21 protein-coding genes are annotated in these 20065 nt (G+C 41.0%); all 21 read left to right on the top strand.

Translation table 11 applies throughout. The features are described from left to right. Positions 1-2 precede the first annotated feature (2 nt). Entirely contained in the window at positions 3-1202 is a 1200-nt protein-coding gene (locus AA980_RS23990; RefSeq protein ID WP_024029138.1) for an ABC transporter permease, read from the top strand. Next, complete coding sequence (locus tag AA980_RS23985) at positions 1199-2350, top strand: ABC transporter permease (protein WP_024029137.1); 1152 nt, start codon at positions 1199-1201, stop codon at positions 2348-2350. Before AA980_RS23990 ends, AA980_RS23985 begins: the two co-directional genes overlap by 4 nt. Beyond that, positions 2311-3102, top strand: coding sequence for an ABC transporter ATP-binding protein (locus tag AA980_RS23980; protein ID WP_024029136.1), 792 nt, complete (start codon positions 2311-2313; stop codon positions 3100-3102). Before AA980_RS23985 ends, AA980_RS23980 begins: the two co-directional genes overlap by 40 nt. Positions 3103-3207: 105 nt before the next feature. Beyond that, entirely contained in the window at positions 3208-3972 is a 765-nt protein-coding gene (locus tag AA980_RS23975; protein ID WP_024029135.1) for a MerR family transcriptional regulator, read from the top strand. Positions 3973-4168: 196 nt separating this feature from the next. After that, positions 4169-5182: an ABC transporter ATP-binding protein gene (locus tag AA980_RS23970; RefSeq protein WP_024029134.1), complete on the top strand. Its 1014-nt coding sequence runs from the start codon at positions 4169-4171 to the stop codon at positions 5180-5182. After that, positions 5163-6131: an ABC transporter ATP-binding protein gene (locus AA980_RS23965; RefSeq protein WP_024029133.1), complete on the top strand. Its 969-nt coding sequence runs from the start codon at positions 5163-5165 to the stop codon at positions 6129-6131. The genes AA980_RS23970 and AA980_RS23965 overlap by 20 nt, the downstream gene beginning before the upstream one ends. Before the next feature lie 49 nt (positions 6132-6180). Next, a complete protein-coding gene (locus AA980_RS23960; RefSeq protein ID WP_024029132.1) occupies positions 6181-7797 on the top strand; it encodes an ABC transporter substrate-binding protein in 1617 nt (538 codons plus the stop codon). Positions 7798-7876: 79 nt separating this feature from the next. Continuing rightward, positions 7877-8884, top strand: a complete 1008-nt coding sequence (locus AA980_RS23955; RefSeq protein WP_024029131.1) for an ABC transporter permease — start codon at positions 7877-7879, stop codon at positions 8882-8884. Positions 8885-8898: 14 nt separating this feature from the next. After that, on the top strand, positions 8899-9798 hold the full coding sequence (gene nikC, locus AA980_RS23950; RefSeq protein WP_024029130.1) for a nickel transporter permease: 900 nt from the start codon (positions 8899-8901) through the stop codon (positions 9796-9798). A 353-nt stretch (positions 9799-10151) separates the two neighbouring features. Next, complete coding sequence (locus AA980_RS23945) at positions 10152-10688, top strand: shikimate kinase (RefSeq protein ID WP_024030236.1); 537 nt, start codon at positions 10152-10154, stop codon at positions 10686-10688. 16 nt (positions 10689-10704) lie between these two features. After that, positions 10705-11469: a type I 3-dehydroquinate dehydratase gene (aroD, locus tag AA980_RS23940; protein ID WP_024030237.1), complete on the top strand. Its 765-nt coding sequence runs from the start codon at positions 10705-10707 to the stop codon at positions 11467-11469. Between the two features lie 144 nt (positions 11470-11613). Further along, positions 11614-12546, top strand: coding sequence for an ABC transporter ATP-binding protein (locus tag AA980_RS23935; RefSeq protein WP_024030238.1), 933 nt, complete (start codon positions 11614-11616; stop codon positions 12544-12546). A 20-nt stretch (positions 12547-12566) separates the two neighbouring features. Then, positions 12567-13685, top strand: a complete 1119-nt coding sequence (locus AA980_RS23930; protein ID WP_024030239.1) for an ABC transporter permease — start codon at positions 12567-12569, stop codon at positions 13683-13685. Continuing rightward, on the top strand, positions 13682-14779 hold the full coding sequence (locus AA980_RS23925) for an ABC transporter permease (RefSeq protein WP_024030240.1): 1098 nt from the start codon (positions 13682-13684) through the stop codon (positions 14777-14779). Before AA980_RS23930 ends, AA980_RS23925 begins: the two co-directional genes overlap by 4 nt. A gap of 37 nt (positions 14780-14816) precedes the next feature. Further along, positions 14817-15911 (top strand): sensor histidine kinase, encoded by a 1095-nt coding sequence (locus tag AA980_RS23920; RefSeq protein WP_034724809.1) that lies wholly within the window; start codon positions 14817-14819, stop codon positions 15909-15911. Continuing rightward, positions 15892-16512 (top strand): response regulator transcription factor, encoded by a 621-nt coding sequence (locus AA980_RS23915; protein ID WP_024030242.1) that lies wholly within the window; start codon positions 15892-15894, stop codon positions 16510-16512. The genes AA980_RS23920 and AA980_RS23915 overlap by 20 nt, the downstream gene beginning before the upstream one ends. A 196-nt stretch (positions 16513-16708) precedes the next feature. Further along, a complete protein-coding gene (locus tag AA980_RS23910) occupies positions 16709-17134 on the top strand; it encodes a DUF4395 domain-containing protein (RefSeq protein ID WP_024030243.1) in 426 nt (141 codons plus the stop codon). 406 nt (positions 17135-17540) lie between these two features. Beyond that, on the top strand, positions 17541-17861 hold the full coding sequence (locus AA980_RS23905; protein WP_024030244.1) for a PadR family transcriptional regulator: 321 nt from the start codon (positions 17541-17543) through the stop codon (positions 17859-17861). 71 nt (positions 17862-17932) lie between these two features. Next, entirely contained in the window at positions 17933-18274 is a 342-nt protein-coding gene (locus AA980_RS23900; RefSeq protein WP_024030245.1) for a DUF1048 domain-containing protein, read from the top strand. A gap of 171 nt (positions 18275-18445) precedes the next feature. Further along, on the top strand, positions 18446-19207 hold the full coding sequence (locus AA980_RS23895) for an ABC transporter ATP-binding protein (protein WP_024030246.1): 762 nt from the start codon (positions 18446-18448) through the stop codon (positions 19205-19207). Next, positions 19208-19957, top strand: coding sequence for an ABC transporter permease (locus tag AA980_RS23890; RefSeq protein WP_024030247.1), 750 nt, complete (start codon positions 19208-19210; stop codon positions 19955-19957). Positions 19958-20065: the final 108 nt, after the last annotated feature.

The following is a 20065-nucleotide window of genomic DNA, read 5'->3' as shown; positions in this document are numbered from 1 at the left end:
ATATGAAGGATTTTCTCACTTTACTATTTTTTCAACTAAAAACCTTGGTACATTCTTGGAAAATAACCGTCGTATTGCTACTCACCCCTATGCTGTTTTTTGCAGGCATAGGGTTAGTTTGCATCAAGCTTTTTAGCGAGGAAGCTCATGTGCAGCTTTTTGAAATTGCGATTGTCGATGACGACCAGACACTAGAAACTAAGTATGTCATTGGGCAATTATTAGACAACAGCCATCTTTCAAAGGTAACGAAGGTTACAATCGTTGATCATGCCAAGGCGAGGACACTAATGGAGAAGAACAAGGTGGTGGCGACGATTGTGATTCCAGAAGGATTTAGCCGGGATGTGAAAAAAGGACTAAACACCCCTGTAGAAGTCATAGGAAATGGTGATCGCCCCTTGCAAGCACAATTAGTCCGCCATTTAATGGAGAGTGCAGCAAAACTGACTACAGCTGCACAAAGCGGAATTAATACGATTGATCATTTTTTAGCAGAAGAGAATGTTCCAGATGATGTTCGCCATGCCGAGTTTAAAAAAAGCCTCCTATCATTCTCGCTTCATATCCTTGGCAGGGGGACAATATTCGAGATGAAAGAGAAGAAAAACCTGTTTCAACAGGACATTCTTCAATATTATGTGCTCTCATTTTACCTTCTTTTAATCATGATCTGGAGCTTTGGCTTCCTTGTTTTACTGCGTGAAAGAATAAATGGGCCTCTTCGAAATCGGCTCAATTCTAGAGGAATAACGGAATGGAAAGAAAAATTCGCAGGTTTTGCCGCTGCTGTTGTTTCTGTCTCACTGATTAGTTATTTACTATCCCTGCCGATTACCTGGCTGTTTGGCAGTTCAGCGATCAATTACGGTAACTTATTGTCCATAGTTCGTATTGTGTTAACTTTTTCCGCCTTTTTCATGATGCTTGCGGTCTTTGTCTCGAATGATCAATTGTTTTTATTATTCGGAATTGGCTTAATCATGATTGGAGCAGTGGCAGGAGGGCATGTTATCCCTGTCGTCTACTTTCCTGATTGGTTGGAACGAATCGGGATGTTCACAATAAACAGCTGGGCATTAAGGTCCGTTTTTGACCCAGCAGACATGCAGTCGATCAAAATGCTTGGGCTAATAACAATTTCCTGTTTGGTTATTACCGCTGTTTATTTAAAAACAGGCTATAGAAGGTGTAAAAGGTGAATTTAAGTATTGCCTATTTTAAAATCAGGGAAATCCTTCTTCATCCACTCTCCCTTGTCTTGATCTTTTTCATTCCGCTGGGATTAACGCTTATTGTGGGGCACTTGGTTGAAAAGGGTCAAAAACAACTTGAAATCCCGATTGCCATAATTGATGAAGATCATTCGGATTTTTCAAGATTACTAGTTGAGAGAATATCGGGCCAAGCCAAAATCCATCTTTATCAGGTCTCAGGTGAGAAAGCGGAGCGAATGCTGCTGCGAAATGATGTTGATAGTGTATTTGTCATCAAAAAAGGTTTCCAAAAGAGGCTGTTAACCGGCGAGCGTGAACAGAGTATTGAGGTTTGGATTTCACCATTTTCCATGGCGGAAGGAATTGTAAGAGAAGTGATTGCAAGTGAGACGGCTCGATTAACAAGTGATGTGAAGGCAGCTGATTGGGTTGTGAAGGTATATAAGAGTTTAGATATTCAAATGGATTCATCGAAAACTTGGAATGCCGCCTACGACTATACTGACAGTCAGTGGGAACCTGAGCCGTTGATGACCATTCAGTATGACCAACTTTATTTAGAAGAATCCGGAGCGGGTAAGTCGGGATTTGGGGATTCTCCGTACCTGAGGCTGTGGACTTTTTTTACAATGCTTGGCTGCTTTTTAACATCCGATTGGATTGTGAGGGAGAAGGGTGTCCTGTTTTTTAGAATTCAGAGCACCTATCATGGACTTGTGTCCTATTTGATTCAAAATACAGTTGCTCTTTTTCTTTTTCATCTCTTCCAGACTTTACTGACTTTTTATATATTTGTAAAAACAAATATCATCCAGATGCGGCCTGAACTTTTGTTGCTGATGTTTGTTTATTTGTTCGTCTGTTTGTCATTCAGCATTTGGTCGGCGAGCTTTATAAATCAGATTGGCAGCTATTATATCGTAAGTTTTTTATTCGTAATAATTATTGGGATTTTAGGCGGGAGCTTTTTTCCTGTCCAAGAATTTTCGTCTACACTATTAAAGTTGTCTGTGATTTTTCCACAGAATTTACTGTTAAGCAGTAATCAGATGAATATCCAAACGCCGCTTTTCATTTCTGGAGCGATAGTTTTATGGATACTTGCGATTCGGAGGTTGTGGATAAAGCGATGATACAAATTGAAAATGTGAGTAAATTTTATGGCAAAAAACCCTCGCTTCAGGGGGTGACATTAAAGATAGAAAAAGGGGAGGTATTCGGTGTCCTTGGACCAAATGGTGCAGGAAAATCGACATTATTATCAATTTTGTCCGCGATTTCCATGCCTGCTTCCGGCAGGGTCGAAATCAATGGCTTAGACCTGAAAAAGCAAGCAAAGCTAGTCAGGGAGCAAATTGGCTATGTCCCGCAGGATATCGCATTATGGGAGCATCTAACGGTAAAGGACAACTTGATTTTTTGGAGTAAATTCTCCAAACGAAGGGTGTCAAAAGAGGAACTTTTTGAGCTTTGTCGGACCGTCCGTTTACAGGGGAAATGGAATGAGAAGGTTTCAAGTTTATCAGGAGGCATGAAACGGAAATTAAATATTGCTGCTGCCTTAATTCATAATCCAGATATCCTGCTTATGGATGAGCCAACCGTTGGAATCGATATTCAGTCAAAGCTTGAGATTAACCAGTATATTAGAGATTTAGCCCGCAACGGGAAAACGATTGTTTATTCGACTCACGATATGAGTGAAATACTTTACTTGTGCAATCGGATTGGGGTTTTAAAGAGTGGTGTTCTTCAGTTTTCGGGAACAATAGCCGAGGCAAGGGAAATGGTAAAAAGAAAAGGTTTCTTGCCTAATAGTGATGAGGAATTAATTTATTTATTGTTACAGGATGATAGTCTAGAAAAGCCGCTGCCATATTTTTGAGGCAGCGGTTTTTAATTGCAGAATTTTTTTCAGAAAAAAAGGCATAATGGTTGTTGACATTGACGCTGCGTAAAGGTGTATCGTTTAGTTTAGGGAGGTGATCGGATGGAATATACAGTGCAAAAGCTGGGCAGTTTGGCAGGGGTTAGCACCCGAACGCTTCGGTATTATGACGAGATTGGCATTCTTAAGCCGGCAAGAATCAATTCATCAGGATACCGCATTTACGGGCAGAAGGAAGTTGACAGGCTGCAGCAAATTCTTTTTTACCGGGAATTAGGTGTGAGTTTAGACCGCATAAAGGAAATCGTTACCTCTCCTTCTTTTGATGGTGCCGCTGCACTTAGAGAACATCGTGAAAAACTCCTTGAGAAAAAAGAGCAGTTGGAGTTATTAATAGCTAATGTGGATAAAACAATTGCATTAACCGAAGGGAGAATGGAAATGTCAGATAAAGAAAAATTTGAGGGATTTAAGAAAAAAATGATTGATGAGAATGAGGAGAAATATGGAAAAGAAATACGTCAAAAGTATGGCGACGATACGGTTGATAAGTCGAACGCCAAATTACAGAATATGACTCAAGCGCAACATGACGAGGTAACCGCACTTGCGGAACAAATAACGGTAACATTAGCTGAAGCATTTAAAACGGGAGATCCTGCGGATGAATTGGCTCAAAAAGCAGCCGAGCTGCACAAGCAATGGCTTTGCTACTATTGGAATGAATACAGCAAGGAGGCCCATGCCGGTCTTGCACAAGTGTATGTCGATGATGAGAGATTCACAGCCTATTATGATAAAGAACAGCCAGGAACAGCGGCGTTTTTAAAGGATGCTATTCACATCTATACCGGGATGAAAAGATAAGTTCTTGTAAAACGGAGCTGCAAAAATATTGGTGCCTGACACCCTGCGATCGCGAAGGGTGTCAGGCACCTTTTTAAATTATTTTTAGATAATTGACAAATTTCGATAGCATCATCAGAATTAATATGCCATAATAGTTTTAAAATTTAATGTATTATAATATTTCAGAAAAATAAATCTTCAGGCAGGTGGAAATATGGACAAAGAGTCTATTCTACGCATAAAGGATTTAAAGGTTTCGTTTCAAGCGGGTAAAAGATTCTTCCCCGCCGTGGATGGCATCAGTTTTGAGTTAAAGGATGGGGAAATCCTTGGAATTGTTGGTGAATCAGGGAGCGGAAAGAGCGTCACTTCCTTGGCGACGATGGGGTTGATTCCTACTCCACCGGGAAAAATCGAGAACGGAGAAATTATTTTTGAAGGAAAAGACCTCAAGAATATCTCCGAGAAAGAATGGCGAAAGATCCGCGGGAATCAGATTTCGATGATCTTCCAGGAGCCGATGACATCACTGAACCCCTTGTTCACAATAGGGAATCAATTAACGGAAGCCATTCGACTACATACTGGTCTGTCTAAAGCACAAGCAAAAGTAAGGAGTATTGAATTACTGAAGCTGGTCGGCATTCCTAGGGCAGAAGGCATTCTTAAAGATCATCCCCACCAGCTATCGGGCGGAATGCGGCAGCGGGTCATGATCGCAATGGCTATGGCCTGCAATCCTAAGGTGTTAATTGCGGATGAGCCCACAACCGCTCTCGATGTAACCATTCAGGCGCAAATCCTTGCTTTAATGAAGGATTTGAATCAAAAAACCAATACCTCAATCATTCTCATTACCCATGATTTAGGTGTTGTAGCGGAAATTTGTGAACGTGTGATCGTTATGTATTCAGGGCAAATCGTTGAACAGGGCGATGTCCGGAAAATTCTCAAAGATCCGCAGCATCCATATACAAAGGGTCTCCTTAAATCTGTACCTGACTTAAGAGGAAAAAAGGACCGGCTTTATAGTATTCCCGGAACTGTCCCGGCACCCGGAACAATTCTGAACGGATGCCGGTTTGCCGCACGGTGCTCAGAGGTTTTCGGAAAGTGTCACTTGGAATCTCCAGAATTATATAAAACCGAGAAGGACGGACATGAAGTGCGCTGTTTCCTACATACATTGAAAGAGGAGAGTGACAAACATGTCGGAGTTACTTCTTGAGGTAAATGGTCTTAAAAAATATTTCCCGATTACCGGTGGTCTTTTTGGAAGGACACAAGGAGAAGTTAAGGCAGTTGATGATGTTTCTTTTTATGTCAAAAAAGGAGAGACATTAGGCATCGTCGGTGAAAGCGGTTGCGGGAAATCCACGACTGGCAGGCTTCTGATGCGCTTAATTGAGGCGAGTGACGGCAAGATTATTTTTGAAGATAAAGAGATTACCAGCATGTCAAAATCTGAATTAAGAAAAACCCGCCGGGATATTCAAATGGTGTTTCAGGACCCCTATGCGTCATTAAACCCGCGGCACTCTGTTGAGCAGATTTTAGAAGAGCCTTTGATTGTCCATGGAATTGGTACGAAAGAGGAACGCCGAAAGCAGGTAAGGGAAATGCTGGAGGTGGTGGGCTTAAGCAGTTATCACGCAAAGCGATATCCGCACCAATTTAGCGGCGGCCAGCGCCAGCGGATAGGGATTGCAAAGGCTTTGATGACGAAACCTAAACTGATTATTGCTGATGAACCGGTATCAGCACTCGACGTTTCCATCCAAGCTCAAGTCCTCAATCTAATGAAGGATATCCAAAAGGAGTTCCAGCTTACATACATATTTATCGCCCATGATTTAGGGGTTGTCCGACATATAAGTGATCGTGTCGGTGTCATGTATTTAGGCAGATTAATAGAATTAGTGGAAAGCGAAGAGCTTTACGAAAATCCGAAACATCCATACACAAAGGCCCTGCTATCAGCCGTACCTATTCCAGACCCAGATATTAAGAAGAAAACGATTTTAATCGAAGGGGAGCTTCCAAGTCCGGCCAATCCTCCTTCAGGATGCGCCTTCCATACGAGATGCTCTCAAGTTATGGATATTTGTAAAACGGCCAGACCCGCGGAACACAATCTAAACGGTCATTTTGTTGCCTGTCACTTATTTAACGGGTGAACGGGAAGCATTCATGATAAAAAAACAAATTAGGGGGTAAGAAAGTCAAATGAAAAAAAGGTCTATACTCGTGCTGTTGATTTCTTTATTAGCAATAAGTATGTTTTTAGCTGGCTGTAACACTAAGACAAATACTGACGCAGACGGTAAGAAAAATCCCGGAACAAGTAATGGTTCCAAAAAGGATACTCTTGTCTATGGCCGTGGCGGGGATTCCACTTCCCTTGATCCCATTACCACAACTGAAGGTGAAGCGTTCAAAGTAACACAAAATATTTTTGAAACGTTGTTAGTGTATGGTGAACAAGATACGACAATACATCCTGGACTTGCAGAAGAGTGGAACACCTCCGATGATGGATTAACGTATACGTTTAAACTTCGCCAAGGTGTTAAATTCCACGATGGTACTGATTTTAACGCAGATGCAGTTGTCTTCAACTTTGACCGTTGGATGAACGGGAATGAGGATAAATTCCCTTATTACACAATGTTTGGCGGTTATAAAGCCGATGAAGGACACGTAATTAAAGAGGTTAAGGCAGTTGACCCGAACACAGTTCAGTTCATATTGAAACGTCCTCAAGCTCCGTTCCTGAAAAACATCGCGATGTCTCCATTTGGAATCGCCAGCCCCGCTGCTGTTGAAAAATGGGGCGATGATTTTAGAAGCCATCCAGTCGGAACAGGTCCTTTCAAATTTGTTGAGTGGAAACAAAAAGATCGAATTACCATTGAGAAGAACCCTGACTACTGGCAAAAAGGGCTGCCAAAGTTGAACAAAATTATCTTCCGCGTCATTCCTGAAAATACTGCTCGTCTCAATGCCCTTGCAAATGGTGAGATTGATGTGATGGATGGATTAAATAACTCGGATGAAGCAACTGTGTTGGCAAATGATAAATTGCAGATTATTGAACGTCCGTCCATGAACGTTGGCTATATTGGCTTAACTACTAATCGTCCGCCGCTTGATAACAAGCTTGTCCGCCAAGCAATTAACCACGCAATCGATAAAAAATCAATTATTGATGCTTTCTATGGCGGTAAAGCACTTGCAGCGAAAAATCCAATGCCTCCTTCCATTGAGGGCTATAACGATGCGATTCAGGAATATCCGTTTGATCTAGAGAAAGCGAAAGCTTTATTAAAAGAAGCTGGATTTGAGAAAGGATTTGAAATGGACCTTTGGGCAATGCCTGTAGCACGTCCTTACATGCCGGAAGCAAAAAAAGTGGCAGAGGTTATTCAGGACAGCTTAGGGAAGATTGGTATCAAGGCAAAAATCCAATCTGTTGACTGGCCAACGTATTTAGAAAAAGCACGAAAAGGTGAGTTTGATGCCTTCATGCTTGGTTGGACAGGTGACAATGGAGACCCCGATAACTTTATTTATACCCTTTTAGACAAGGACAGCATTGGAAGCAACAACTATGCTTACTACAGCAATGAGGAGCTTCATAAAATCCTGATTGAGGCACAGACAGAAACGGAGCAATCTAAGCGTAACGAGCTTTACAAAAAAGCCCAGGAAATTATCCATGAGGATGCTCCGTGGGTGCCGCTTGTTCACTCGACTCCGTTGTTAGCGGCAGGGAAAGATGTATTAAATTATTTACCGCATCCAACCGGTTCCGAGTGTTTACTCAATGTAGAATTTAAATAATAATTGGAAAACGGGGGAGGGTGGTTTGCCTCCCCTTTTGATTAATAAAAGAATCTCCTTAAAAAAAGAGGTGAATATCATGTTAACTTATACAGTTCGCCGTCTGCTCTCTTTAATACCCGTTTTAATTGGTATGACGCTAGTTGTTTTTGCGATTATCCATGCAATCCCAGGAAATCCCGCACAAGTCATCCTAGGACAAAGGGCCACAGCTGAAGCGATTGCAAACTTAACAAGACAATTAGGCTTGGACAGGCCGTGGTACATACAATACTTTGAATATATTAAATCCTTACTTCACGGGAATTTAGGGACTTCACTGCAAACTAGAGGGCCAATTAACGAAGAAATTTGGCCTTACTTGGCAGCAACTGCAGAATTGACAATCGTAGCCATGTTCATTGCAATCATGGTTGGAGTAAATGCCGGAATTATCAGTGCCTGGTTCTCGAAATCATGGTTTGATTATGTCGCAATGGTCCTTGCACTTATTGGCGTATCGATGCCTATCTTCTGGCTCGGCCTAATGGGGCAATGGGCGTTTTCGATTGAATTAGGCTGGCTGCCGACGACTGGAAGAGAGGATGTCCGTGATCCGGTTACCGCCATTACCAATATTTATTTACTAGATACCTTGTTACAAGGTAGATTTGATCAATTTGGAACCGTCCTTAAGCATTTAATCCTTCCAAGTTTTGCGCTTGCTACCATTCCGATGGCGATTATCGCCAGGATGACTAGGGCAACAATGCTTGAAGTTATGAAATCCGATTATATTCGCACAGCCAGGGCAAAGGGACTTAGAATGTTCTGGGTGGTGTACAAGCACTCCTTAAAAAATGCGATTATCCCCGTTCTTACCGTTATCGGGTTGCAGACAGGGCTGTTATTGGGAGGAGCGATTCTGACGGAAACCATTTTTGGCTGGCCAGGAATTGGCAGATATTTATATGATGCGATTGGCTATCGTGATTATCCGGTGATTCAGTCCGGCATTTTGGTCATAGCCGCTATCTTTGTTCTTATTAATTTAGTTGTAGATTTATTATATGTCTTCGTCGATCCGAGAATTAAATATACAAAATAGAGGGGGAATCTAGAGTGGCTGAACTTGCAAAAAATCCGGCAGACATCTCGATGATACCTGCCGAAGAAAAGCAGATACCTCCGTGGAAGGAGAACTGGCAATCATTTTATAAGAATAAATTAGCTGTCATTGGCTTAGGAATCGTTATCTTTTTTATCATTATCGCCATCATCGCTCCCTGGATTGCACCCTATAGCTTTAAAGACCAGGTGTTGGCCGATCGGATGCAGGCGCCTTCGAGTAAGCATTGGTTCGGGACAGACGACTTTGGCCGGGATATTTTTTCCCGTGTTTTACATGGAGCAAGAATTTCCTTAACGGTGGGATTTTTCTCGGTATTAGGCTCAGTTGTCATCGGGACCTTACTGGGAATTGTGGCTGGATACTATGGCCGCTGGGTAGATACCATCATCTCCCGTATCTTTGATATCATGCTTGCGTTTCCAAGTATTCTATTGGCGATTGCAATTGTCTCCGTTTTAGGACCATCATTAAAAAATGCCTTAATTGCAATAGCCGTGATTAATATTCCGAATTTTGGCCGGCTTGTCAGATCGAGGGTTTTAAGTGTGAAGCAAGAAGAATATATCATGTCAGCAAGGGCTGTGGGCATGAAGGATACAAGAATCCTCCTTAGACATATTTTGCCTAATAGCGTTTCTCCAGTCATTGTCCAAGCAACATTAGCCATTGCAACAGCGATTATTGAAGCTGCGGCATTAGGATTCCTTGGATTGGGTGCCAGACCACCCGAGCCGGAATGGGGGACTATGCTTGCCGATTCTAGAAATTACATCACTCAAGCACCGTGGACACTGTTTTTCCCAGGGATGGCAATCATGCTGACCGTGCTAGGATTTAACTTAATGGGAGATGGTTTGAGAGATGCGCTTGATCCGAAAATGAAAAACTAGGCGGTGCATTGTCACTGCCTAGTTTTTTAATTTTATAGCTGTGTTAAAGAACATTGTTGATTATGAGCACAATGTTGATTGGAGTGGAAGGCGCGAGACTCCTGCGGGAGCAGCGGGACAGGTGAGACCCCGCAGGCGCTTTAGCGCCGAGGAGGCTCACCGCCCGCCCCGCGGAAAGCGAAGCGCCTGGAACGGAAATCAACATTCACTTTTAACAGAGCCAATTTTTTATAAAATAAATGGTCGCTATCTGTCTTAGAAGTATTAATTATTGTTTTTCAACATTAATAAATAATATAATTATTTCAATATGCTTCTTGGAATTTTTTATCCTTTAGGGGGATTTACTCATTATGAATAACATCGAAGTTTCATTAAATGAAAAAAATATAATTTTAATAGGTTTTATGGGTGTTGGAAAAACGACTGCTGGAATGCTTGTTGCCAAAAAACTTCAGCGTGAATTTATTGATATTGATGAAGAAATTGAAAAAGAATTTGGAATACCCGTTTCAGAGATTTTCAATAAACTAGGTGAAAAGACTTTTAGAGAAAAGGAAAAAAGTGTTATCACCAGTTTTTGTGAACAAAAGAATAAAGTTTTATCCCTAGGTGGAGGAGCTTTTTTGCAAGAAAAAATTAGAAGCGTTTGTTTGACGACTAGTTATGTCATTTTTCTAGATTTATCTTTTGAAAAATGGAAGGAGCGGATTAGTCAAATTATAGATAGCCGTCCTGTATTACAAGGTAAGTCGCTAGAGGAAATGAAAGAGCTTTTTACCAAGCGGCAGGAAACGTATGCAGAGCACCATTTAAAGGTTGTCACTGATGAAAAGGATCCTGAAGTGATTGCCCAGCGTATCATTAACGAATTTGCTTTATTAATGTAGTAGAGAAGGTGTAATCATGAAAAGGACTGTAACAGTTAGAGGAATTACGATTGGCGAAGGGAAGCCGAAAATCTGTGTCCCGTTGGTTGGAGAAACACTGTCGCAATTAAAGGAAGAAACTGAATTTCTAGAAACTTTAGATGTAGATGTTGTTGAGTGGCGGGCTGATTTTTTTGAACACGTGGAAGAAATTAAAAAGGTGAAAGAGGCGCTCAGCGAGATTCGCACAATTCTCCCTACTATTCCTTTAATTTTTACCTTCCGCAGTGCCAAAGAAGGCGGAGAAAGGGAAATCAGCACTGAATATTACCTTGAATTAAATAAGATTATGGCGGGATCTGGTCAGGTAGATATTATTGATGTTGAGTTGTTTAATGCGGATTATGATATTAAAGCTATAATCGAATTTGCCCATGGATATGGAGTGTTCGTCATTATTTCTAATCATGATTTTGACAGAACACCCTCGAAACAAGAAATCGTGTCACGCCTAAGGAAAGCACAGGAATTAGGTGGAGATCTTCCTAAGATTGCGGTGATGCCCAGAAGTTCGGGAGATGTCTTAACCCTTTTAGACGCAACGAACACAATGAACGACCAATACGCAGACAGACCAATCATAACGATGTCGATGGCGGGCAAAGGGCTTATCAGCCGTCTAGCTGGTGAAATATTTGGTTCAGCTCTCACTTTTGGAGCGGCAAAGGAGGCATCGGCCCCAGGACAAATCGATGTGGCCGAATTACGCAGGACAATTAACCTTTTACATTCAAATTTATAATCATTCAAAAAAGCACTCATTGCAGAGTGCTTTTTTGCATTAATAAACATGACAATTGTCACATGAACTTATTCTTCCAGTCACTATAAGAGCTACTCAATTTGGAATATGATTACATTAGAAAACGAAAAGGGAGTTGGAAACATGTTACTAGAAGTGAACAATTTAATTAAACGATACGGTGATTTCCTTGCATTAGATCATATAACATTTGCTGTAAAAGAAGGAGAAATCTTCGGCTTACTGGGACCAAATGGAGCTGGAAAAACAACGACTATCAGTATTATCTCGAGCCTTACTCAGTATGATGGCGGTGAAGTAAAATTTCTTGGAAAAGAGATCAAGCGGCATGAAATGGAAGTTAAGCAGGAGCTTGGAATCGTTCCGCAAGAAATCGCCTTATTTGAAGATTTAACGGCTTATGAAAATCTGGATTACTTCGGGCGGCTTTACGGACTTAGAGGAAGCCTCTTAAAGGAAAGAATTGCTGAGGCACTCTCGTTTACAGGGCTTACCGATCGACAGAAGGACCGGCCAAAGGGATTCTCCGGCGGGATGAAACGAAGATTAAATATCGCCTGCGCCATCTTGCATCATCCAAAGCTCATCATTATGGATGAACCAACAGTAGGAATCGACCCGCAATCAAGGAATCATATTTTACAATCAATTAAAGAATTAAACAAAATGGGTTCGACGATTATTTATACATCCCATTACATGGAAGAGGTAGAAGAGATATGTACGCGAGTGGCTATCGTCGACCATGGCAGGGTCATTGCCCAGGGAACAAAGGAAGAACTTACCGCCTTCGTTTCCACAGAGGAAAAATTAGTAATTGAATTATCTTCAGTCACTTACACAGTCGTTGAACAGATAAAATCGATCTCTAGCATTCGCGAATGCAGTATCAAAGGAACTAGCTTAGAAGTGATTGGGAAAAAAGGTGAACATAACGTCAGTCGTGTGATTAATTTATTGTCGGAAGCAGGAATTGAAATTCTATCGTTGAATGTAGAGAAGCCAAGTTTAGAGGCTGTGTTCTTGACGCTTACTGGAAGGTCATTGAGAGATTAATAAGAGGAGAGGTGAATCAAATGAAAATATCGATGATTGCTTGGTATACATTCATTCGCAATGTAAGGGATATAAAAGCGATGATTGTGTTTATTTTACTGCCAATTTTAATGATTCTGATTCTTGGAAAGGCCCTGGATAGTGCTTATACCCCAAAGAAAATCGATCCAGTAGTAGTTGGCTATTTCAGTAAAGATGACGGGCTGTTAAACAATTCCTTGAATGAATTTTTTCAAGCAAAAGAAACCAGTTCAATATTAGAAGTGAAAAAATTTAAAACGCTTGAAAGCGGCATGAATCAAGTTAAGTCCGGAAAGTTAAAAGGGTTAATTTATCTTGAAGATGGGATTTCAAACAATTTCCAAAATGGAAAGCAAGTAAAGATTAACTTTTACAGTAAAGAGAAAAACTCTTACGTTCAGCCAGTATTAGAAAGCTTTGTTCGCACCTTTAATATTGGAAACACACTTATCAAGATTAATGGGCAGCAAGTGCAGCCCAACTCTAACACTTCGATTATTAAAGAAGTAAAAATAGTGACAGAAGGGAAAATACCGCGGGGAGTTGATTATTATTCGCTGACAGCATTATTTCAATCACTGTTATTCGGAGCTATTTTTGGAATTTTTGCGATTACGAAGGATATGGGAAACCATACAAATCTACGAATGAATGCTGCGCCAATCCAGACTAGTAAAATCATCTTTGGAAAATTATTGGGAAGTTCAATGACCCTGTACGGAATATCGTTATTGATTTTTCTTATCTCGAAATTTGCCTTTCAAGCAAATTGGAATGGCAGCTTATGGCTTATTTTACTTGTACTGTTCCTATTTTCAACCATTTCAGTCGCATTTGGTATGATTCTAGCGTATTTGTCAAAAAGCACGATGGCATCAGCATTAAGTATCTTTATTATTGGTACCATCCTTACATTAGTTGCTGGTGGATTTTCACGAATGGACGGAAAAGTAATTGAAATGCTGAGCTACCTTTCACCCAACACCTATGCGCAAAAGGCGCTATTTACCAATATTTATGATGGTACCTTTGCGCAATCGAATATTCTCGGATTAGTATTATATATGATTATTGTTGTTACCCTTACATTTATTACTGGAAGGAGGAGAATTGCATGACCATTTTCGTGAATTCTATAAAAAGAATTTTTCGTAATAAAGTTCAGATTTTCTTTATCTTGTTGTTTCCTCTTGCCTTTACGACGTTAGGGTTTATTGGGCAGGAACCTTCAGTAAAAGTCGCTGTAATTGATAAGGATCATACAGAATTTACAGCTGATTTAGCCGGTAATTTAAAAACAAAAGCTGAAATCCGCCATGTTAAAGAGGAAGAAATAAACAACAATCTTAAAACATTAAAGGTGGATTATGTGGTTGTGATTGATAAGGGATTTACAGATAACCTCATTCAAGGAAAAAATGGAGGGATTACGAGTTACTCTGTTAAGGAGTCGAATTTCTCTAAGCCGGTGGGGGCATTATTAGAGCAATGGCTTAACCATGCCATTATGGTTGCTGAGGCCGTCGAACATAATCCAGATTCTTTCTACAAGGAATTTTCCAACTATGACCAGCATGGTGCAATTCAACTCAATCACAAATTAGCCGTTAACGAAGGAGCGGAAAGAACGAGATCGGTGTTGGGATATCTTATCATTTCGATGTTATATACTTCCTTAATTGTTGGTTTGTTCATCATTTTTAATAAAAACAACCATACGCTCTATCGTACACTTACCGCACCTGTAAAAATAAGAACCTACATGCTTCAAATTGTTAGCAGCTTTCTATTTGTTTCGTTTATACAAATTTCCTTTGTCCTGCTGATTTTAAAATATGTTTACAAACTGTACCTTGGTAGTGCCGGGCTTTCCATCTTTGTCTTGTTGCTTTTATTTTCACTAGTCTCGGTATCATTTGGCGTGGCGATCAGTTCACTTTCAAAAAACATCGTTCAGGCCTGCTTAATTGGTATCTGTTTAGTAGCGCCGCTTGCAATGCTCGGTGGTGCCTACTTCCCACTCGACTTTGCGCCGGATATCATCAAGACGTTAAGTAACTTCACACCGGTATCATGGGTTATACATGGAATTGAGAAGCTTTTGCATGGCGATTCCCTAACTTCTCTCGTAAAAGAAGTATCAATCCTATTAATGTTTTCAATTATTTTCTTCTTATTAGGAACATTTAGAAAGGCAGATATTGCTAAATAAAGTATAATGAAGGAAAAGATTAATGGCAGGGGATGACATGAACTATATTGTTAAGGCAGCGATTATCCTATACCTTAGTTTAAACCTAATTATCGATTATCATATACCATACCAACAGCTCTTAATCCTCTTGGTGATTATCGCCGTAAATATTTTTAAAGAAAGATATTTCGATTCTGTTTATTTAGCCATCGTAACGCTGCTATTAACATATGCAGCCGTTACGGTGGATTTCCGTTTTTCTATCCTGTTCGCGCTATGTAGCTATGACTTTATTTTAAAAAGAATGTTTGTTGGACTCGGCGTAACAACTGCGTGCATGATTTATTTACTGAGATCAAGTGATTTGCTCTTAACCAACCTGTTGATTGTTCTTTTTACCAGTTTACTAGCTTATGTTATTCGTAAAGGGAAGGAAGAGAGAGACAGTTTTAAACAAATAGTAGATAACGAGCGCCGTTTACGGTATGAACTTGAAGATACAAAGGCGAAGCTGCTTCATTCGTCAAAAGAAATCGCTAATATAACTGAAGTCAGAGAACGGAATCGAATTGCCCAAGAAATACACGATAATATCGGACATAGCATTGCAGGAGTTTTATTCCAGCTGCAAGCGGCATACAAGCTGCATTCAAGGGACAATGAGAAATCATTAAACATGATTCAGAGTTCTATTGAAGGGTTGGCAAAATCGGTCGAGTTACTCCGTAATACCGTACATAATATTAAGCCAAAACAACATTTAGGAATAGAATATTTAAAAAACATCATCGACAATTTCAGCTTTTGCCCGGTAGAACTTCTAATTAGTGGTGATTTGAATACCATACCTGCCAGCCATCTAGAATTATTAAGTACAAATTTAAAAGAGGCATTAACGAACGCTTCACGTTATTCCAAAGCAACAAAAATCGAGGTAAAGATTGAAGTAACTGAGCAATATTCGAGGATGTATATAAAAGACAACGGGGTAGGTTGTAAAACGATGAAAGAAGGACTCGGGCTAAGTGGGATGCGTGAAAGAGTAAGAAATATTGGCGGCAGTCTTTCAATCTCCGCAAATGATGGATTTTTAATTGTTTGTCTAATTCCGAGGGAAGGAGGTGGGATATTTGAAGATTCTAATCGTTGATGATGATGCATTAATTCGTGATGGATTGAAGATTCTGATTGATCTCGAAAATGACTTTGAGGTAACAGGCACGGCAGCGAATGGACAGGAAGCATTTGAAATGTGTCAAAAGCAACGGCCTGATTTAGTGTTGATGGACATCCGCATGCCCATTATGGACGGTGTACTGGGTACGAAATTAATTAAGCAACATTTTAATACTATTAAAGTAGTTATCTTAACGACCTTTAAGGATGATGACTATATCAAAGAGGCGATAAAAAGCGGTGCAGAAGGGTATATCTTGAAAAATCAACCATCTGACAGCATCATCGAAAGTCTTCGAGCGGTGGGGAAGGGGAATATTGTTTTAGAAAGAGAAGTTGCAAGTGCTCTTTCGACAATGCTTAAAGATGAGAAGAAGGCACCGTTGAAATTAGACCTTTCAGACAGGGAATTAGAGATACTTGGGTTAATTGCAGAAGGTTTGTCCAATAAAGAAATTGCACAACGGATTTATTTAAGCGAGGGAACGATAAGGAACTATACCACAGGGTTACTTGAAAAATTAAAGTTACGGGATCGGACGCAGCTTGCGATATATTATTTGAAAAACTTTTGATGAATGGTCCGTTAATGAAATTCGAAGTATATTAAAACTCTTTCATACAAGCCTTTAAACATTAAGCAAGCACTCACAACTGAGTGCTTTTGTTATTTCAATTACTTCCTTGTTTTAGAGGATTTCATATACATAAGATATAATTCAAGTAAAAATAGTCGTAAGCATATAATTCCAATAAGAAAGGTGGGTTTTTGTGACTGAAAATATTCGTTCCATCCCAAGTCCTCTTGTAAAAACAAATCAATGGGTTATTGTCATAAGTGTACTGCTAACATGGGTGTCAGGTATTGAATGGTTTTTATTAGTTCCGTTCCTTTCAGGAGTATGCGGACTAATATTCGGATTAAATCCGATAATGCAGGTGGCAAGTTTATTTTTGAGGAAGGAGCCAAATGCTTACATTCCTGAGGATTGGGAGCAGCAGCGATTTAATCAAACCATTGCTGTATCGTGTCTTGGAATAGGGTTTGTCAGCTTTTTGCTTAATTGGGATGTAGTGGGTAATATATTTACGATAATTGTTGCAGTTGCAGCATTTGTTGCCATTCTAGGCTTTTGTATTGGCTGTTTTATTCATTTTCAATGGAAGCAATATAAATATAGGCGCAGCATTAAATAGTGGTTTAGATTAAAGTTGCAGCAAATTACTAAAGGGTTCCGTTTTGGGGGCAAAACGTTAAATTGACACAAGAAATGGCATAAGAATTGACTATGCCATTTTTCTTTTTTCCTTTTTATAGAGAATTGACAGCCTAAATTACATAAATATTTTATAGGACAATGATTGTTGTACGCTAAAAAATAGTTGTAAATTAACGTGTCAAACGAACATTCAAATTCATTGATATTGTATCGAAATATTTTTTAAAAAAATAGTTGACACCCCTCGCTACTCGGTGTTACGATGTAGTTGTAATAAGTAACACTAAATAGTGTGATTTCCCATTAGCTATTAGGTGAAAATTTTTACCTCGGTACTATGTTATACTGAATATAAGTCAGACAGAATAGAGGTGGCTCTGAACATGGAAAATTTAACTGAAATGCTGAAGGGTTCGCTGGAAGGCTGTGTGCTGGAAATTATCAGCCGCCATGAAACCTATGGCTACGAAATTACACGCCGCCTAAACGAGCTTGGATTTACCGAAGTCGTGGAAGGGACGGTCTACACCATCCTCGTGCGGTTAGAAAAGAAAAAACTCGTGAGCATAGAAAAGAAACCGTCAGATATGGGACCGCCCCGCAAGTTTTACTCACTTAATGAGGCTGGCCGCCAGGAACTTGAATTGTTTTGGAAAAAATGGGACTTTGTATCCTCAAAAATCAACGTCTTGAAGTCAATCTAGCTTCATAAGATATTCCATCAGATATTTTTGGAGTGTCTTGTTCAGCTTTATAAAAAAGGAGGAAAAATAACATGATGGAAATGTTCAAAAAAATGATTGGTGATAAAAAAGAATACAAGATGATGATGGCACGGGTTGAAGCCCTGCCAGAGGACTACCACTTTGTATTTAAGCAAATTCAAAACTATATGTGGAAGTTCGCATCGGGCAATGGAATGGATATGCTGCACATGCAGTATGAATTAATCGAGTTGTTCGAAGCCGGTGCGGCGGAAGGCAGACAAGTGCTTGAAATCACTGGCGATGACGTGGCGTCCTTTGCCGACGAACTAGTGGCAAACGCTAAAACCTATGTCGCCAAGTATCGTGAGGATTTGAATCAGAGTATCATGAAGCGATTGGGAAAAAAATAAATACAATAGATAATACCGACTGAATAGCTGGTTACAAATGTGAATTGCCACCTTCGTTATTCAGTTATTTTTTCAACTAGGTACTAAGTCATACAGATTATCAGTCAGACTAAATAGTAGAGTGTAGGCAATCTAGCACCAAAAGGCGCATTTTATAAGGAGGAAAAAAGTATGAACAGTGCAGCGATTTCTGTAAAAGGGTTAAAAAAATCCTTTAAAGACAAGGAAGTCTTAAAAGGGGTAGATTTTGAGGTCCGGCGTGGCGAAATTTTCGCACTGCTGGGCTCAAATGGAGCGGGCAAGACGACGACGGTCAGCATCCTCTCGACGCTAATGAAGCCCGATGGCGGTGAAGTAGGTATTTGCGGTTTTGACGTCCAGCGTCAACCGGATCAGGTTCGTCAGAACATCAGCCTGACAGGACAGTTCGCAGCTTTAGACGGCATGCACACTGGGCGGGAAAATCTGATGATGATCGCCAAGTTGCGGGGAGTATCCAATCCCGCTCAAGTCGCCGACAATCTGCTTGCAAGATTCACCCTGCGTGACGCGGCCAATCGCCGGGCGGACAAATATTCCGGCGGAATGAAGCGCCGGCTTGACATCGCCATGAGCCTGATCGGGACGCCAGCAGTCATTTTTCTTGACGAACCGACGACAGGGCTTGACCCCGAAGCGCGGATTGAAGTCTGGGAGACCGTCAAGGAGCTTGCTGGCGGCGGCACGACCATCTTGCTGACGACCCAGTACTTGGAGGAAGCCGAACAACTCGCGGACCGTATCGCCATCCTGCATGGTGGAAAAATCATCACGACCGGTACCCTTACCGAACTCAAAGAGATGTTCCCGCCAGTGAAAGTGGAGTATATCGAGAAACAGCCGACATTAGAGGAAATTTTCCTTGCGATCATCGGCAAAAAGGAGGAGAAGTAAATGAAAGGCAAAACAGGGGTATTACTAGGACGTTTAATGCGCAACATCATGCGCAGCCCGGATACGATTATCACGGTGGCGATTACGCCGATTATGATGATGCTGCTGTTTGTCTACGTTTTTGGCGGTGCTATAGAAACAGGCACGAACAACTACGTTAATTATTTATTGCCGGGAATCTTGCTGATGGCGATTGCATCCGGGGTCGCTTACACTTCCCTGCGGCTGTTTACGGATGTAAAGAGCGGGCTGATGGCGCGTTTCATTACCATGCCCATCAAGCGCTCGTCGGTATTGTGGGCTCACGTGTTGACCTCGCTTGTTTCCAATGCGCTTACTATCGTGGTGGTGATCATCATAGCGCTCTTGATGGGCTTTCGTTCCAACGCTGATATCCTGCATTGGCTTGCGGTAGCTGGGATACTCGGGCTGTTTACGCTGGCGCTGACATGGCTGGCGGTCATTCCTGGATTGACAGCGGGGTCTATGGAAGGGGCGACAGCCTACTCGTACCCGCTGATTTTCCTGCCGTTTATCAGTTCGGCCTTTGTCCCCACCGAAACCATGCCTAAAATTGTCCGTGCGTTCGCTGAGAACCAACCCGTGACTTCAATCGTGAATGCGATTCGCGCTCTCTTGTATGAAGGGTCTGTTGGCAACGAAATCTGGATCGCGCTTGCTTGGTGCGTCGGCATTATGGTCATCGCCTACTTCTTCGCCAGTAAAGCATTTACACGCCAGTTAGGGTAAGTACACCATTATGGGCTAAGCCATACCAATCGTCCGCCGCTGCAATGAATGCATTTGTTATCACATGGAAGGCAGCATAATTGTTTGCCTTCTATTTTTTTAAACATT

It is taken from the genome of Neobacillus vireti, from assembly GCF_001026695.1.
GTDB classification, from domain to species: domain Bacteria; phylum Bacillota; class Bacilli; order Bacillales; family Cytobacillaceae; genus Neobacillus; species Neobacillus vireti.
The sequence above is the reverse complement of the archived record's forward strand: the minus strand, read 5'-3'. Positions and strand labels throughout refer to the sequence as shown.

Bases quoted from the DNA above. Each gene is read 5' to 3' on its own strand.
- AA980_RS23990 (WP_024029138.1), top strand. From the start codon at position 3: ATGAAGGATTTTCTCACTTTACTATTTTTTCAACTAAAAACCTTGGTA.
- AA980_RS23980 (WP_024029136.1), top strand. From the start codon at position 2,311: ATGGATACTTGCGATTCGGAGGTTGTGGATAAAGCGATGATACAAATT.
- AA980_RS23975 (WP_024029135.1), top strand. From the start codon at position 3,208: ATGGAATATACAGTGCAAAAGCTGGGCAGTTTGGCAGGGGTTAGCACC.
- AA980_RS23970 (WP_024029134.1), top strand. From the start codon at position 4,169: ATGGACAAAGAGTCTATTCTACGCATAAAGGATTTAAAGGTTTCGTTT.
- AA980_RS23965 (WP_024029133.1), top strand. From the start codon at position 5,163: ATGTCGGAGTTACTTCTTGAGGTAAATGGTCTTAAAAAATATTTCCCG.
- AA980_RS23960 (WP_024029132.1), top strand. From the start codon at position 6,181: ATGAAAAAAAGGTCTATACTCGTGCTGTTGATTTCTTTATTAGCAATA.
- AA980_RS23955 (WP_024029131.1), top strand. From the start codon at position 7,877: ATGTTAACTTATACAGTTCGCCGTCTGCTCTCTTTAATACCCGTTTTA.
- AA980_RS23945 (WP_024030236.1), top strand. From the start codon at position 10,152: ATGAATAACATCGAAGTTTCATTAAATGAAAAAAATATAATTTTAATA.
- aroD (WP_024030237.1), top strand. From the start codon at position 10,705: ATGAAAAGGACTGTAACAGTTAGAGGAATTACGATTGGCGAAGGGAAG.
- AA980_RS23935 (WP_024030238.1), top strand. From the start codon at position 11,614: ATGTTACTAGAAGTGAACAATTTAATTAAACGATACGGTGATTTCCTT.
- AA980_RS23930 (WP_024030239.1), top strand. From the start codon at position 12,567: ATGAAAATATCGATGATTGCTTGGTATACATTCATTCGCAATGTAAGG.
- AA980_RS23925 (WP_024030240.1), top strand. From the start codon at position 13,682: ATGACCATTTTCGTGAATTCTATAAAAAGAATTTTTCGTAATAAAGTT.
- AA980_RS23920 (WP_034724809.1), top strand. From the start codon at position 14,817: ATGAACTATATTGTTAAGGCAGCGATTATCCTATACCTTAGTTTAAAC.
- AA980_RS23905 (WP_024030244.1), top strand. From the start codon at position 17,541: ATGGAAAATTTAACTGAAATGCTGAAGGGTTCGCTGGAAGGCTGTGTG.
- AA980_RS23900 (WP_024030245.1), top strand. From the start codon at position 17,933: ATGATGGAAATGTTCAAAAAAATGATTGGTGATAAAAAAGAATACAAG.
- AA980_RS23895 (WP_024030246.1), top strand. From the start codon at position 18,446: ATGAACAGTGCAGCGATTTCTGTAAAAGGGTTAAAAAAATCCTTTAAA.
- AA980_RS23890 (WP_024030247.1), top strand. From the start codon at position 19,208: ATGAAAGGCAAAACAGGGGTATTACTAGGACGTTTAATGCGCAACATC.